We start from the raw sequence: 15,161 nt of genomic DNA, 5'->3' as shown, positions 1-15,161 counted from the left end.
GTGCAGAAAAATCCGTATATCAGCCTGCTGAATCTGATGGAGCAGGTCAGCCGTAGCAGCAACAGCCCGGACATTCAAATCGGGCAGATCCTTGCTTCGCCGCCAGATATCAAGGTCCGCTACAATGGCATCATTTTGACCAAAGAGGAGCTGTGGATTTCCCATTATCTCCTGGCAGGTTATGGCCGCACAGCTAAAGGGCATCTGGTATCGGCGACACAGAATCGTGCCGGCGGCAGCGGTGATGCGGCTTACCAGTCCCATAATCATGCCATCGATAATGACTACACCGATTCCGTCATCTATACGGATACACTAAAGCCCGGCATGTACGTGGCCATCATGCCCATGCTCATCAATGGCCGGATCCAGCAGTACATCATTTTGGACGAGATTGTGAGGATTGATGGCCATGGCTGATCCTTTTGTAGCAATGAACAGCATCCAGGCAGCGAACCGGAATGAGTCGCTGCCTCTTTTTGTAGAATACGGCTATGACTTTGATAAGCAGTGCTTCCGCTACGACGAAAAAGGCCAGAACCTGATGGTGACGGAAAATGAAGCCCTCAAGGTCTGGATTTATAAAGCACTTCTCACCGAACGGTACCGGTACTTAGCGTATGATGACAGCTATGGCATTACCATCGAGCCGTATCAGGGGAGAGCGCCAAACAGCCAGTATACGGCAGACAGGATTTGCCAGAATATCCGTGAGGGATTGATGGTGAATCCGTACATTGCCCGCATTAACCATATCGAGGTGGAGAAGCGGGAACGGGATGATTTGGCCATTACGGTTGACGTCACTTCCATTTACAGTGACGAATCATTGACCGTGACGGCAGGAAGGAGCGAGGCATGAGCAATTTATTTGATGCACAGACCAAAGATGTGATTGAGAGCCGCATGGCCCAGACCCTGCACACCATCACGGAAAAAGAGCAAAGTACCATGGAAGGTACCTTTGCCCGCGACCTGATCGACGCCAATGCCGTGGAATTTGAGAGCAGCTATGCCGAGATGGCCATGCTGCGCGACGCGGCCTTTGCCGAAACGTCCTGGGGCGACTATCTGACGCTGCGGGCAACGGAATTTGGCGTCGATCGCAAGAAAGCCGTCAAGGCCAAAGGAGAAGTTACGGTGACGGGGATGGCAGGAGCCTACATCATTCGCAGCAGTCTCTTCCAGACAAAAGACGGCCAGCGATTTTATACCCTGGAGTCGGCCACCATTCCTGCCGATGCCGCTGAGGTTACGATTCCCGTGGAAGCTGCCGATGCCGGGGCGAGTGGCAATGTGGCCGAAGGAACGATTACAGAAATCCCCTATTCCATCCCGAATATCTCGGCAGTCGTTAACCATAAGAAATGCACCGATGGGGCGGATGAAGAAACGGATGACGCACTCCTTGCCCGGCTCCTGTTCCGGGTGCGCCAGCCTATTACCTCGGGCAATGCCAATCATTATCGTGACTGGGCCATGTCTGTCGATGGCGTCGGGAACTGCAAAGTCATCCCGCTCTGGCAGGGCAATGGCACGGTGAAGGTCATCATCGTCACGGCAGAGAATGAATCGGCATCGGCTGAACTGATCCAGGAGGTCTATGACTACATCGAAAGCCAGCGGCCTATCGGTGCGACCGTGACCGTCGTTTCGCCGGCGCCATTATCCATTGATTTGACGGCAGATGTCTATGGCACAGCCAGCCCCGATGCCGTAAAGGCAGCCATGACAGCCTATCTCAAGCAGACGGGCTTCACGCTTTCTTATGTCAGCCTGGCCCAGATGGGGAAACTCCTCCTTTCCATCAGCGGCATTACGGATTATAAGGATTTGAAGCTTAATGGAAAAGCGGCCAACGTGGAACTGACGAACGAGCAGATTCCCGTGGCAGGGAAGGTGGTGCTGAACCTTGTCAGCCAATGACTGGATGCGCCAGAGCCGGATGAATATCCTGAAGTATTTGCCGAATTTCTTATCCAAAGACCCGATGTTCCACTGCGCGGCAGAAACCTGCAATGAGGAGCATGACCGTCTGCGCCTGGCTCTGCAGAACCTGGCGGACAACTTCTTCGTGAACACCGCCACCTGGGCGCTGCCGCTTTATGAATCGTTCCTGGGCATCAAGCCCGGTGATGGAGATAGTGACGAGTTCCGCAGGCAGCGGATCCTCTTCAAGCTGCAGCACGTGGATGTATCCACGAAGGATTTCATGAACTCTATCATCAATCTCTACAGTGCCGGCCATATCGAGGAAGTCAATGAGGAGTATTACTTCAAGGTGTACTGCATCATGAACGACAAAGATACCACGACCTTGCAGAAGCTCATCACGCAGCTCAACATCTACAAGCCGGCCCATCTGGGGTATGCCATCTACCTGGGTTATTCCTGGAATGGCAAGATTCACTGGAACGGAGAAGCCACCTTCTCGACGGCGACCATCGTATCCAAGAAAGGAGTGATGACAAATGGATGATTATAGCAAAGAGAAATGGTCTGCCGACTTCCCGGACCGTGCCGGACAGGAAGTCCGGCCCACAGAAGCTGTGGAGAATACGCTGGATTATGATGTGCTTTTCCCACAGTATCTTTCGGAAGACCCGGTTGTCTTCAACCAGCAGAACAAGACCGTGTCCCAGCTGGTCAGCAATGATGCCCGGCTCTATGAGCGGATTTCCGCTACGGCAGCTGACATCAATGCCCATCTGACCGATGCCAAGGCCCATGCCAGCGGCATCAGCGGCAATGCGGCCAGTGCGTCGAAGCTGCAGACGGGGCGTAAGATTCACCAGGTTGTTTTTGACGGCACGAAGGATATCACCCTGCCGGATTTCAGTGGCTGCGGCGAAAAGACAGCAGGCCAGAGCGGAATGGTCCCGTCACCTTCAGCCGGGAAGCTGAATACCGTCCTGCACAGCAATGGCAGCTGGGGCAAGGTCACCTATGCCGATATGGATGAAGAAGCCGTGGCCAAAATCCAGGCATGCCCTTTTCCCGTCAATGCCATCTACATTTCCGCGGACGGGAAGAATCCGGCAACGTACTGGCCGGGAACGACCTGGGTGGCTTTTGCCATGGGACGTTGCCTAATCGGGGCCGGAGCGGCAGACAGCGGAACTATGTACAAGGCCGGGGACAAGCTGGGCGAGGAGAAGCACAACCTTACGATTCCAGAAACTCCGGCTCATGGCCATACAGTCGGAGACAGCGGAAATCATCGTCACTGGTCCTGCGGGTCATTGCCGCGCAACTTCCAGTGGGATGCCTGTGAAGGCAATGATGCACCTGTTGCCGTAGGTTATGGCGACGGTTGCTGGCATGGAAATCAGGTGGATGGGCATACATCTTGGGATGGAAATCATTCCCACAGCCTTTCCCGGACGGGCGGTGGTCAGCCGCACAACAACATGCAGCCCTCTATCGTCGTGTACATGTTCCAGCGGACAGGCTAGGAGGTGAGGAATATGGCTGAATGGTTACAGATGGCTGCGTCCCTGGTATCGGTCCTGATGCTCTGCGGCGTCATCTTTAATTTCAGCGTCATCAAGCCGCTGAATGAATCGGTTCGGAGCCTCCGGGACTGTATCGCAGAACTTCGCCGCCAGCTGTCGGATACGGAAGCCAAGCGGCAGAAGATGGCGGAACGGCTGTCCCGGGTGGAAGCCCTGGCAGAACATGCCCACCGCAGGCTGGATGCCATGGAACAGCGGCAGCCGGAACAGGAGGGATGGAAATGAGCTTCTCCGTGGTGCAGAACCGGATCCGCCTGGTGAGGGGCGATTCGGCAGAAATCCGCCTGGTCATCTGCGACCGGGTGACGGGGGAACCTTTCATCCCTGGAAAGCGCGATGAGCTGACGTTCACGCTGAAACAAAACCTTGCTGATGAAAAGCCTGTCCTGACCAAGACACTGGAACAGGGCATCCGGCAGGAAGGAACGGAGTGCTTCCTCGTGTTCTGGCCGGACGATACACGGCGGCTTTCCTGTGGCCGCTATGTCTATGATGTGGAGCTGGTGCGGGAGAACGGATGCACCGATACCCTTATCCCGCCCCGGCCTTTTTTCCTGGAAAGGGGCGTGACGGACAATGGCACATAAGGGGAACAACCTTATCGGCATTCTTTCCATGCCCCAGGCCCCGTCTAGGGACTATCAGGAAAAACGCATCGTCCCATCCGATGAGGAACAGGTCGTCACCGCTGACAGCGGTCATGCGGCCCTTTCCCGGGTGACGGTAGCTGCCATCCCGTCGAACTATGGCAGAATCAGCTTTAATGGCTATGAGTTGAAAGTCGAGTAAAGGAGCAATCAACATGGCGAAAAATGTAAAGATCAATTCGGTCGTGTATGCGGAAGTGCCGCAGGTTTCCATCCCTTTGGCAGAAGGGCAGGGGACAGCTGTCTTTTATGATACGACCGGGGCTACGGCGGCATCGGGCGATATCCTGACGGGGAAATCCGCTTTTATCGGGAACGGCTTCGTCGCGGGTTCCATGCCCAATAACGGAGCCGTCAGCGGCAGTATCAGCAAGGCCGATGGCACGTATACCATCCCGGCCGGGTTCCATAACGGCAAAGGGGCAGTCCGCATCAGCAGCGAGGAACAGGCCAAGCTGGTCAGCGGGAACATCAAGTCCGGGGTGACGGTCCTCGGCATCAGCGGCAAGTCCAGCGTAGTCGATACCAGTGATGCCACCGCCGCCGCGGGGACGATTGTCAGCGGTAAGACGGCCTACATCAATGGTACCAAGGTGACGGGCAGTCTGACGACCGTTTCCGTTTCCCAGGACAGCCTGACGAAAATCCTGACTGTCGAGTAAGGAGGGAAGGCCATGAAGGTAAATGTGACGATAGCCGGAGCCAGTTACAGCGAAGTGCCATCCATCCTGATTCCCCTAAAAAACGGCGGCAGGGCACGGTTCTGCGAAGTGTCTGACACAACGGCGAAAGCCGCCGATGTGGCTAAGGGGAAAAAGTTTTATACCTCAGAGGGTGAACTGGTGACGGGGACGGCTGACCTGTCACAGGCAGATGCACGAAAGACGATAACCCTGATTCAAAAAGAGCATCAGACCATTACGCTTACCTGCAACCATCCGGAGTTATCCTCACAAACAGACTCAGATGGAAATACCGTATATGCTACAACGTATCAGGATACCTTGAGCATCAACTTGAAAGCAGATACCGATTATTATGCGGGGAAAATCACTATCAACGGGGAAGAGCAGGAAAGCAGCAGTACCAATCCTCAACTTGCTTATATATCGGCACCCATCAGTAATGGCATGATTGTCAGTGCAACCGACGCCGCCCCGATTCCCACTGTTCCTTTTACAGATGTAAGCCTTACGATGACGGGACAGGGCACGCAGTGGCTGATGGGATATCTGCTCGCCACGACGAAACAATCACCGGAGAGTCCTAAAATAGGAGGGGCCTTGCTTGCTGGCAATGACAGTGATAAAGGCATTCTGTTCCTGGTAGAGGGAGAACAACGCTATGCGGGCTGCCAGGTTGAACTTACGACGGGGACAGGGATAACGGATAGCGCAAAGCTGTCTTATGAAAAAGATACAGATTTAGGAGTCACCATGATGGGGAAAATATCGGATGCCTTATATGCTTATCTAAAAGAAAGTGCCGAGTCAAAGACCGAAGTGACACTGACGATTAAGGTGGTGGGGTAAATTTGTTTGAAAAAATCAATATTCCTGACTGTATCGTCATCATCGGTCTGGTCACAGCACTGATCCTGGCGATTTTTTATGCCTTGAACGAACTGGCTATGTCCATTGCGTCAGGGCTTCTCGGTTACATCGGCGGCACCGTGAAGTCCGCCGTTCATCAGAAAGGAGAAGAAAAACCATGAAAGTATTCCTGAATCCCGGTCATGCGCCAGGCGGCCATCCCGACCCGGGAGCCGTCAATAGTGAAAGCGGTCTGCGTGAGTGCGATGTCGCTTTGGCAGTCGGTCAATCTGCGGAAAATTACCTGAATGCGGCAGGAGTAGCAACAGAACTGCTCCAGTCTGACAGCCTGGAGGAAATCTGCGAGGCCGCCAATGCCAGTGATGCCGACATCTTCGTGTCCATCCACTGCAATGCCGCTGAAGCCGAAGCAGCCAACGGCACGGAAACCTGGGCCTGTGCCGGCAGTTACCGTGGCAGCATGCTGGCGAGATGCATCCAGAACCAGATTGTCAATGCCCTGGATACGACAGATCGTGGCGTAAAGATTGCCACGCCTGGTGTCAACGGTCTGTATGTCCTCACGAACACCGACATACCCGCTGTCCTGGTCGAGCTGGCCTTCATCACCAATCCAGATGATGAAGACATCCTGGCCAATGCCCAGGATGCCCTGGCCAGAGCCGTGGCTAGGGGCGTCACCGATTATGAACAGCTGATTCTAGGAGGTAAATGACCATGAACTGTGAAGAAATCAGGAAAGCCGTCGCCGATGCCGTCGTAGGCTTTGCCAGGAGCGAAGCCGAAGCAGCCATCAAATCCATCGACCTGGATGACGTCCAGAAGGTGGTGGAAGCCCAGATGAAGAACCTCACGGACCCGCTGGAAGCCGAAATCCAGACCACCACAAGCTGGTGGGTAAAGATCCGGAACAGGCTGTATATCACCTTGATGCAGCAGGCGGTCAAAGCCATCGTGGCTGATGTAAAACAGAAGATTGCATGAGAAAAAGCCGGTATGGGACATCGGGAAGGATGTTCTGTACCGGCTTTTTGTGTTATACTAAATTAGTTATACAGCACCTTACACCTTTTAGGCAGTATGCCAAAATTATTTAGCCAGTTTCATCAGCGTATTGAAATGGACACCTGTTCAAAATATTTGCCGAACTTCACAATGATGATTATCATCCATGCTCAGGAGCACAGGCTCATTTCTGACTGTGTCTGGAATAAACTCCAACGCAAGCTAGATAGTAGCAATTCAGGCTTTTTGGATATGCCTGTGAAAGAAAGTGACGGTAAAGCCAGTGTATGGAGAACATGTCCTCCATACACTGGCTTTACCGATAAATACATCAGAAATTCGGCAAAGAATCCAAAACTGCTGCTGAAGGTGTTGCTCGAAAGCTCGAATGAACTGGTACAACTTAATACCGTAGAAATCCGATATAACGTACCTGAACTTTTTATAGAAGATGGAGGAAAATAAGATGGAGAATTTTTTTGACATAGTCCTGAATGTACTTAAGCAGGATGAGAGATTTTTTGCGGAAGATGGAACATTTCTGCGCAATGCCGTCTATGAAGCTGCCATGCAGATGGACGAAAACTTGATCCGACTGCTGATTTCGAACGAAGATACAAAGTCTCGCTTCTTTAAGGAAGTCGATGATATTCTTGTCTTTGATAAAGTAGGCTTTGCGTGGGTAATTAATAATCGCGAATTTCTGCCAGACAGTTATACCCGTTTTAAGAATAAAATCGGGCTTGCTGACGAATACGGCAAGATGATTAGCACTTCAGGTAAGGTGGAGCTTGTGTTCCCGTATAAAGATTGCGTTCTGGAGGGCGGGCAGACAAAAGAGGAGCAGAAGCGTTCTGAAATTTTCTATAATGAAACACTTGCTCCAGATGAAGTTGATAGATTGCTTTATCCGAAGGTCTTTTGCAATGCTAGAAGATATAAATTTGATGGTGGCAAAAGTGACTTGAATCGAGGATTGAATGTTATTTGTGAACGAGTAACCGATATCTCAGATAAAGACAATCTTATAATTAAAGGAAATAACCTTCTTGTTATTTCATCATTATTAGAACGATTTGAAGGAAAAATAAAATGTATCTATATTGATCCTCCGTATTTTTTTCAAACATCAAAGAATGAAGATACATTTGCATATAACAGTAATTTCAAAATGTCAACATGGTTGACATTTATGAAAAATCGGCTTGAGATTGCTAGAAAACTGTTAAGAGAAGATGGAGCGATATTTGTTCAAATTAGCGATGATGGGGTTGCAGAACTGCATTGCCTTTTAAAGGAAATTTTCAATAAAGATGGAGAAAATAATTTTATTAACAAGATTACTGTAAAAACAAAATCCCCATCAGGATTCGCCAGTGTTAATCCTGGCGTCTTTGAAACGGCAGAATACATATTGGCTTTTGCAAAGCACAAGCAAAAATGGACATATAATCCTCAATATACTGTTTCAGAGTATGATAAAAATTATAAATGGTATGTTGAAAATATAGATGACGATCCAAGTGTATGGAAAATTGTTGATATTTTTAAATATATAGCAAATAAAAATGGTTATAGCTCACCTAAAGAGGCGGAAAAAGAACTAGGAGAATCCGTTTTTAATGACATTGTTTCAAAGTTTACATTGGACCATTCTGATTCAATTTTCCAGTCTACTGCAATAGGTGATAATGCGGGTCAGGATGTTGTCGAAAAGAGGAATATATCAAAGAAAAATAAAGGTGTTGTATACACAGTAGTTCGAGATGGGCATTACACTGTACACATTTACAATGGGCGCGAAATGGCGTTTTATTCAAAGAAAATCAGAATTATTGATGGTAGAAAAGTTCCTAGTATGCAACTTTCTAATATTTGGATAGATACTCCTTATGAGGGTATTGCGAAAGAAGGAAATGTAACCCTTAAAGGCGGCAAGAAGCCTGAGAAGCTACTTAGAAGAATAATCGAAATGTCCACGAATAAAGGTGATATAGTGCTGGATTATCATCTTGGAAGTGGAACTACATGCGCAGTTGCTCATAAGTTGGATAGACAATATATAGGCATAGAACAGTTGGATTATGGCAATAATGATAGTATTAGTCGTTTAAAGAATGTCCTTGAAGGAGATGCAACAGGTATTTCTAAAGCTGTTAATTGGCAGGGGGGCGGTTCGTTCGTGTATTGTGAGCTTGCCAAACTCAACCAGAACTTTGCTGATGAGATTCAGGTTGCAGCCGATACAGATACGCTTAAAGATATTTACCACCGTATGGTAAAGAGTGGTTTTATCAGCTGCAAGGTAAATCCGGCGGATATTGATGCGGCGGCCTCTGATTTTGAGACACTTTCTCTTGATGATCAGAAACGCTTTCTTATGGAACTTCTGGACAAGAACCTGCTTTATGTGAACTATTGCGATATGGATGACGAAGACTTTAAAATTTCCGAGGAAGACAAAGCATTTACAAGAAGCTTTTACAAGGAGGATTGAGCGCATGGCATTTTTATATGAAAAGATGGATGTCCTCCGCGAAGCGAGAGCCGGAAAGCAGCTTCCATCGTATATACAGCAGAATATAAACCCCAACTTTGAGTTTCGCCCATACCAGAGAGAAGCCTTCGAGAATTTCATTACTTATTTTGAGGGAAATCTGCGCCAGCATCCGTCCCAAACATTATTTCATATGGCTACAGGAAGCGGAAAGACGTTGATCATGGCCGGACTGATGTTATATCTCTATAAGCAGGGATATAGGAACTTTCTGTTCTTTGTCAATCTCTCAAACATTGTTGAAAAGACAAAAGTGAACTTTCTTGACTCGTCCTCTACAAAATATCTCTTTAATGATGAGATTGTGATTGACGGCGAAAAGATTATTATTCAGGAAGTGACAAATTTCCAGGCATCTAATCCAGATAGGATTAATATCTGCTTTTCAACCACCCAGGGGCTCCATATGGATATGTGGATGCCAAAGGAAAATGGGATGTCCTTTGATGATTTTGATAATCAGAAAGTTGTGCTTATATCTGATGAAGCGCACCATCTGAATGTAGACACGAAAAAGAAAATGTCGGCGGCAGAATCTGATAGCTATCATTCATGGGAACAGACCGTAAAGAATATATTCAGTAGGAACCCTGGTAATGTGCTGCTTGAATTTACGGCGACATGTGACCTTGAAAATCAGGCTATTAAAGCTGCCTATGAAAACAAGATTATTTTCAATTATCCGCTTCCAAATTTCTATCAGGATAGATATTCAAAGGACATTGTGACACTCCGCTCTGATCTGCCGCTGATGGATCGCGCTTTGCAGGCATTGGTACTAAGCCAGTATCGTTTGAAAGTGTTTCAGGATCACCGGTTGTCTATAAAGCCTGTCGTTTTGTTTAAAGCAGCTAAGATTGCTGATAGCAAAGAGTTCATGGCATCTTTCATCGATATAATAAGTCATCTGTCAGGGAATAAACTGCTGGAGCTTTTCACTTCAACGGATAATCCTGTTATGAAAAAGGCCTATACTTACTTTACAGATAATGGCATCTCTGCGGATACGCTCGCTGCAGAACTACGAGATGACTTTGCGGAACCGCATTGTGTTTCTGTAAATGATGATAAGGATGCCCAAAATAAGCAGATTCTCTTGAATTCTTTGGAAGATGCGGATAATCCATACAGAGCGATTTTTGAAGTCAAGAAGCTAGATGAGGGCTGGGATGTCCTTAATCTATTTGATATTGTTCGTTTATATGAAACTCGTCAGTCGAGCGGAAGAAAAATATCCCCGGCAACAATTGCTGAGGCTCAGCTGATTGGACGTGGTGCGAGGTACTGCCCGTTCCAGATAGATCCGGAACAGCCGAAATATCAGAGAAAATATGACGACGATATAACAAATGAGATGAGGATTTGCGAGACGCTTTTATATCATTGCCAAAACGATCATCGATACGTGACAGAGCTTCATCAGGCTCTTCGCGAGATTGGACTTGATACAGATAAAATTGTTCAAAGGGAATATGTACTTAAAGAAGATTTTAAGACAGACCCGCTCTATCAAGATGGATTGATTTTTATAAATGACCGTGAAGTTAAGAGTCGTAAAGAAGTGTTCGGACTTCAGCCGAATGTTCGTGATGCTCTTTATAGTTATACCTATTCGTCAGGCAGTTCCGGTTTGGATGAAATTATGAAGGAAGGACAAGACGAAAATGATTATACAGTGAACAAACTGAAGACCTCGCATATGACTATCGGAGAAATAGCAAGTATTAACTATGCCATCGTTAACAAAGCCATGATGAAATATCCGATTTTCAGATTCAATACACTGAAATCGTATTTTCCCAATGTCCACTCTACGAGGGAGTTTATTACAAAAGATGAGTATCTTGGGAAAGTAAGAATTGATATCCATTGTCCTGAAGAAAGACCAGCTGTCAATGTGTTGTACCAGGCGGTTTTCAATACGCTTAAGAAGATCAGTGATTCGATTTCTGGTATAGAGGAAACTTATTTGGGAACAAAAAAATTCAGAGCACATCGTGTTTGTGAAGTATTCCGTAATAAAACAGTCAACTACACTGAGCCACATGATGGTGGCGTGGGTATCTCTCAGAATGATTCGTCTGTCCCAGAGAAATGGAAAATAGATTTGTCTCAGGAAGATTGGTTTGTTTATACTGATAACTTCGGAACTTCCGAAGAAAAAGCGTTTGTTGCATATTTTCGTGATTATGTAGAGGAGCTACGAAAAGTATACAGTAAGGTATATCTGGTAAGAAACGAGCGGGAATTCCACCTCTATTCATTTGAAGATGGAGAGCGTTTCGAGCCGGACTATGTAATATTCCTTCAGCGGCCAGAAACGGATCGATTTGAGCAGCTACAAATATTCGTGGAGCCGAAGGGAACTATGCTTCTTGAAAAAGATAAGTGGAAAGAGAATTTCCTGCTGCAGATGAAAGCAGAAGCAATTCCAGTGAAAACATACGTTGATAATAATCAGTATAGGATCTGGGGACTGCACTTTTTCAATCAAGATACTCGTATGAAAGAGTTTGATGAAGAGATGCAGAGCCTGATTTCTGCAGATGGTTCGTCAGGAACAAGCTCTAGAGAAGACGGAATGCCGAATGAATTAGTGGTTTATTAAGTGCAAGTAATAAAAATCGGATGCTCATCACGGGCATCCCTATTTTTTTGCCTTCATAGTACTTAACGATAGCTGTTCTGTCCTATTACTCCTGAAAGCTAAATTTTCAGGAGGTGTCCTGTAAGCGGAAAATAAATCAGTGTATAGAAAAAGCCCCAGACTTATGCTATCCTTTTTTCATAAGTCTAGGGCTTTGATTCTATTTATTCTTTGCACTTTTCCTGGGGCTTTGTTGCCCAAGGCAGGTATTGATCCAAGGTTTCGGTATCTTTGAAGTTTGCTGTATTCGGCAGCTTTTCAAAAAGGTATTTCAGATACCGTTCGGGGTCCAAGCCGTTGGCTTTGGCTGTTTCAATCAGGCTGTAGACGATGGCACTGGCTTTGGCTCCTTTGGGGCTGTTACTGAAAAGCCAGTTTTTCCGCCCAACGGTGAAAGGTCGGATGCTGTTTTCCGCGGTGTTGTTGGAAATGTCACAGTGTCCGTCTTTGAGGTAACAGGTCAGCCCGTTACGGTTCGACAGGAGATAATTCATGGCCGTTGTCAGCGGCGATTTGGGCAGCAGTTTGTCGACATTGTTTTCTGCCCACGCGAAGAGCGCCTTCAGGATAGGCTTTTCTTCCCCGAGGCGTCGTTCATACCGTTCTTCCGGTGAGAGCGATTTATATTCTTTTTCTTTGTCGAATAACTGGCTGATCTGGTCGATACCCGCTTTGACTAAGGTGTTTTCGAGTCCATCCGTTTCTTTAGCATAAGCCGGAGCGGCATCGACGAACTTCCGTCGGGCATGGGCCCAGCATAGGCAATGCCCCGCTGTCTTGATGGAACGGTAGCCGACATAGTCGTCCGTCAGCAGGTAGCCAGAGAAACCTTCCAGGAAAGTTTCTGCACAATGGGCACTGCGTGTCGGCGCATATTCAAACAAACGGATTTTCCGCGTGGGATTCAAAGCCGTGCTGGCATAGACCCACATATATGACTTGCTCGTATTTTTACGGCCTTTTTCGTTATGCACCTGGATAGGTGTTTCATCAGCATGGAGACAGCGCTCTTCCAGGAGCATCTCATGCATCCGTCCATAGACCGGGGCCAACCATTCTTTGGAAGCGATGATGATCCAGTTAGCCAGATTGGCCCGGGAAAAGGCCAGGCCGATGCGTTTCCATTCGCTTTCCTGGCGGTACAGTGGCAGGGCATAGCCATATTTCTGCATCATGACATGGGCGACCACCGATGGTGAGGCGATAGAATGGGGGATGACCGGCTGAGGCATGGCTGCTTTCAGGATGGCAGGCTGTCCCTGCTTGCGGCAGGTACGGCATTCATAACTTTTACGATAGAAATCCTTCACTTCCACGCGGGCTGCGATGTAGACGACTTCCGAACGAATGAATTCTTCGCCTACCGGCGAAAGTGTGCTGCCACATTCCGGGCAGACCGTCGTTTCCGGTTCGACGACAATTTTCCGATGAGGCAGTTTGGCCAGTAATTCTTCACGATGGCCGACCTTTTTCTTGCGTTTGTGCGGCTTGACCGAAATTTCCGGTTCCGGAGCGCTGGGTTTCGCTTCTGTTTCTGCTTCATTGAACAGGCTCATCTGTTCTTCCGGGTACACGACTTTCTTGGTTTCCGACTTGCGGCCAAACTGAGCCTTGCGCAGCCATTCGACCTGCTTGCGCAGCTGTTTGTTCTCTGCTTCCAGAGACGCTTTCTGCGCGGTCAGTTCATCGATTTTCCCCTGCATTTCCTGTTCACGGATATCTGTCATACGGCACCTCAATCTTACGGATTTGTGATAAATCTATTATACCATAAAACAGCCGAAAACCCTAGCGTTTATGCAGTGTTTCGGCTATTTTACAAAACCGTTTTCGGCGTAATCTTTTGCACGGCCCGAGGCTGTTCAACAGACAGCCCCTCCATGAGCCAGCGGTACTGCTGTGGTGTGAGTTCCCGGACTTCATCAGGTGTCCTTGGCCACTGCAGCCTTCCTTTTTCCAAGCGTTTGTAGAGGAGCAGGAAACCATCACCCTGCCAGAGCAGGGCCTTGAACCGGTCCCGGCGACGGCCGCAAAACAGGAAAAGAGAAAGCTGAAACGGATCCATCTGGAACTGCTGGGCGATGATAGCACTGAGCCCGTCAATGGACTTGCGCATGTCCGTATAGCCACAGGCGATGAAGACATGTTCTGCTGAAATATGCAAATCCATCAAGCATTCACCTTCTGCAGTAGCTGCAGCGTCTTTTGCAGCAGTCTTTCAGAAGTATGCTCCGTCACTTCCAGGGAAAACGCACCACACTGCACGATAAGGGAATCCTGAACGGAAATCGCCGCCGAAAGAGGGACTAGTGTGGGGACTTCTTCCTTTTTAGTTTCCGGCGCCTGTGCCGGTGCGAAACGAATACGGAGTTTATGTTGCCAGTAGTAATACTGCTTGATAGGGATATCCTGCTGCGCACAGAATTCCTTCACCGTTAAGCCACTCTGCTGGCGCTGCGCGATGATCTGCATCCAGTGTTTCATTCTTATTTCGTGTGTAATTTTTTGAGTATCCAAAAACATCCTCCTTACTGAATAGGATAAATTAGAGTTTTTAGACAAAATGGGAGAAACTCTAATTGGTCTAATTCATCCTGTTTGATGAGCCTATTGTCTCACAAACAGCCAGGAGATTAAATCCACCGATTTATTTTCCGCTTACGGTGTCCTCGATGACGGACGAACAGAAACAACAGATTATTGCCTTGCGCCGGGATGGGGCAGGATATGGCAGGATAGCGGCGCGGCTCCAGATTTCTATCAACACGGTGAAGTCGTTCTGCCGGCGGCACAGTCTGGCTGCCAGTACAGCGGGGGCAGTCTGTGAGCAGTGTGGCAGGCCAATCACACAGAATCCCGGACGGAAGCGGAAAAGGTTCTGCTGCGATGCCTGCCGGAATAAGTGGTGGAATGCACATCTGGAGCTGGTGAAGCGGAAGGCAGTCTACAACTATACCTGTCCGGCTTGCGGAAAGGAATTCACCGTCTATGGCAACAGCCATCGGAAGTTCTGCTCCCACGCCTGCTATATTGCTTATCGGTTTGAAGGTGTTCGCTATGGATAAAAGGTCATTTCAGAATGAAACAGCCTTCCAGGTGGTGATGCATCTGGCAAGGCGGATGCTGGCCGAAAAGCTCATCACCGGGAAGGAGTACCGGGACTTCGAACAGGAGATGATCCGCCGCTATCAGCCTTTTTCCGGGGACTTATACACTTGATAATTGTATCAAACAGAG

Annotated in this window: 20 protein-coding genes; 17 read left to right on the top strand and 3 right to left on the bottom strand. The window is 48.2% G+C overall.

The window, feature by feature from the left end:
* From ACFWUB_RS01065 to ACFWUB_RS00990, 16 genes are all read left to right on the top strand, one after another.
* Positions 1 to 420 carry a DUF2577 domain-containing protein gene (locus ACFWUB_RS01065; protein ID WP_416184044.1) on the top strand — a complete coding sequence of 140 codons (420 nt, stop codon included), beginning with the start codon at positions 1 to 3 and terminating at the stop codon, positions 418 to 420.
* Positions 413 to 862 carry a DUF2634 domain-containing protein gene (locus ACFWUB_RS01060; protein WP_416184043.1) on the top strand — a complete coding sequence of 150 codons (450 nt, stop codon included), beginning with the start codon at positions 413 to 415 and terminating at the stop codon, positions 860 to 862. The genes ACFWUB_RS01065 and ACFWUB_RS01060 overlap by 8 nt, the downstream gene beginning before the upstream one ends.
* On the top strand, positions 859 to 1,926 hold the full coding sequence (locus tag ACFWUB_RS01055) for a baseplate J/gp47 family protein (RefSeq protein WP_416184042.1): 1,068 nt from the start codon (positions 859 to 861) through the stop codon (positions 1,924 to 1,926). The genes ACFWUB_RS01060 and ACFWUB_RS01055 overlap by 4 nt, the downstream gene beginning before the upstream one ends.
* The gene (locus ACFWUB_RS01050) at positions 1,913 to 2,479 is read left to right on the top strand and encodes a putative phage tail protein (protein WP_416184041.1); all 567 of its coding nucleotides are present in this window, start codon (positions 1,913 to 1,915) and stop codon (positions 2,477 to 2,479) included. Before ACFWUB_RS01055 ends, ACFWUB_RS01050 begins: the two co-directional genes overlap by 14 nt.
* The gene (locus ACFWUB_RS01045; RefSeq protein WP_416184040.1) at positions 2,472 to 3,455 is read left to right on the top strand and encodes a phage baseplate protein; all 984 of its coding nucleotides are present in this window, start codon (positions 2,472 to 2,474) and stop codon (positions 3,453 to 3,455) included. The genes ACFWUB_RS01050 and ACFWUB_RS01045 overlap by 8 nt, the downstream gene beginning before the upstream one ends.
* 12 nt (positions 3,456 to 3,467) lie before the next feature.
* Positions 3,468 to 3,740, top strand: coding sequence for a hypothetical protein (locus ACFWUB_RS01040; protein ID WP_416184039.1), 273 nt, complete (start codon positions 3,468 to 3,470; stop codon positions 3,738 to 3,740).
* On the top strand, positions 3,737 to 4,102 hold the full coding sequence (locus ACFWUB_RS01035) for a hypothetical protein (protein WP_416184038.1): 366 nt from the start codon (positions 3,737 to 3,739) through the stop codon (positions 4,100 to 4,102). Before ACFWUB_RS01040 ends, ACFWUB_RS01035 begins: the two co-directional genes overlap by 4 nt.
* Positions 4,092 to 4,304 (top strand): hypothetical protein, encoded by a 213-nt coding sequence (locus ACFWUB_RS01030; protein ID WP_416184037.1) that lies wholly within the window; start codon positions 4,092 to 4,094, stop codon positions 4,302 to 4,304. Before ACFWUB_RS01035 ends, ACFWUB_RS01030 begins: the two co-directional genes overlap by 11 nt.
* Positions 4,305 to 4,317: 13 nt before the next feature.
* Positions 4,318 to 4,824 (top strand): hypothetical protein, encoded by a 507-nt coding sequence (locus ACFWUB_RS01025; protein WP_298762038.1) that lies wholly within the window; start codon positions 4,318 to 4,320, stop codon positions 4,822 to 4,824.
* Between the two features lie 12 nt (positions 4,825 to 4,836).
* Positions 4,837 to 5,694 carry a hypothetical protein gene (locus ACFWUB_RS01020; protein ID WP_416184036.1) on the top strand — a complete coding sequence of 286 codons (858 nt, stop codon included), beginning with the start codon at positions 4,837 to 4,839 and terminating at the stop codon, positions 5,692 to 5,694.
* Between the two features lie 2 nt (positions 5,695 to 5,696).
* A complete protein-coding gene (locus ACFWUB_RS01015; protein ID WP_292017253.1) occupies positions 5,697 to 5,876 on the top strand; it encodes a hypothetical protein in 180 nt (59 codons plus the stop codon).
* The gene (locus ACFWUB_RS01010; RefSeq protein ID WP_298762044.1) at positions 5,873 to 6,430 is read left to right on the top strand and encodes an N-acetylmuramoyl-L-alanine amidase family protein; all 558 of its coding nucleotides are present in this window, start codon (positions 5,873 to 5,875) and stop codon (positions 6,428 to 6,430) included. The genes ACFWUB_RS01015 and ACFWUB_RS01010 overlap by 4 nt, the downstream gene beginning before the upstream one ends.
* A gap of 2 nt (positions 6,431 to 6,432) precedes the next feature.
* Positions 6,433 to 6,699, top strand: coding sequence for a hypothetical protein (locus ACFWUB_RS01005; protein WP_416184035.1), 267 nt, complete (start codon positions 6,433 to 6,435; stop codon positions 6,697 to 6,699).
* A 96-nt stretch (positions 6,700 to 6,795) separates the two neighbouring features.
* Positions 6,796 to 7,185, top strand: coding sequence for a hypothetical protein (locus ACFWUB_RS01000; protein WP_255917168.1), 390 nt, complete (start codon positions 6,796 to 6,798; stop codon positions 7,183 to 7,185).
* Between the two features lies 1 nt (position 7,186).
* Positions 7,187 to 9,217, top strand: coding sequence for a DNA methyltransferase (locus ACFWUB_RS00995; protein WP_255917167.1), 2,031 nt, complete (start codon positions 7,187 to 7,189; stop codon positions 9,215 to 9,217).
* A gap of 4 nt (positions 9,218 to 9,221) precedes the next feature.
* Positions 9,222 to 11,885 carry a DEAD/DEAH box helicase family protein gene (locus ACFWUB_RS00990; protein WP_255917166.1) on the top strand — a complete coding sequence of 888 codons (2,664 nt, stop codon included), beginning with the start codon at positions 9,222 to 9,224 and terminating at the stop codon, positions 11,883 to 11,885.
* Between the two features lie 203 nt (positions 11,886 to 12,088).
* Here ACFWUB_RS00990 and tnpC read toward each other — a convergent pair whose 3' ends face one another.
* The 3 genes from tnpC to tnpA all read right to left on the bottom strand — a co-directional run bounded on the left by tnpC (position 12,089) and on the right by tnpA (position 14,441).
* On the bottom strand, positions 12,089 to 13,627 hold the full coding sequence (tnpC, locus tag ACFWUB_RS00985) for an IS66 family transposase (RefSeq protein ID WP_416184374.1): 1,539 nt from the start codon (positions 13,625 to 13,627) through the stop codon (positions 12,089 to 12,091).
* A 113-nt stretch (positions 13,628 to 13,740) separates the two neighbouring features.
* A complete protein-coding gene (tnpB, locus tag ACFWUB_RS00980; RefSeq protein WP_020311937.1) occupies positions 13,741 to 14,094 on the bottom strand; it encodes an IS66 family insertion sequence element accessory protein TnpB in 354 nt (117 codons plus the stop codon).
* Positions 14,094 to 14,441 carry an IS66 family insertion sequence element accessory protein TnpA gene (tnpA, locus tag ACFWUB_RS00975; RefSeq protein ID WP_416184034.1) on the bottom strand — a complete coding sequence of 116 codons (348 nt, stop codon included), beginning with the start codon at positions 14,439 to 14,441 and terminating at the stop codon, positions 14,094 to 14,096. Before tnpA ends, tnpB begins: the two co-directional genes overlap by 1 nt.
* A gap of 471 nt (positions 14,442 to 14,912) precedes the next feature.
* Here tnpA and ACFWUB_RS00970 point away from each other — a divergent pair, with 471 nt between their 5' ends.
* A complete protein-coding gene (locus ACFWUB_RS00970) occupies positions 14,913 to 15,143 on the top strand; it encodes an SHOCT domain-containing protein (RefSeq protein WP_416184033.1) in 231 nt (76 codons plus the stop codon).
* Positions 15,144 to 15,161: the final 18 nt, after the last annotated feature.

Origin of the sequence: Megasphaera sp. (assembly GCF_047831605.1) — a bacterium.
Lineage (GTDB): Bacteria > Bacillota > Negativicutes > Veillonellales > Megasphaeraceae > Megasphaera > Megasphaera intestinihominis.
This window is presented reverse-complemented; position numbering and strand designations above follow the sequence as displayed.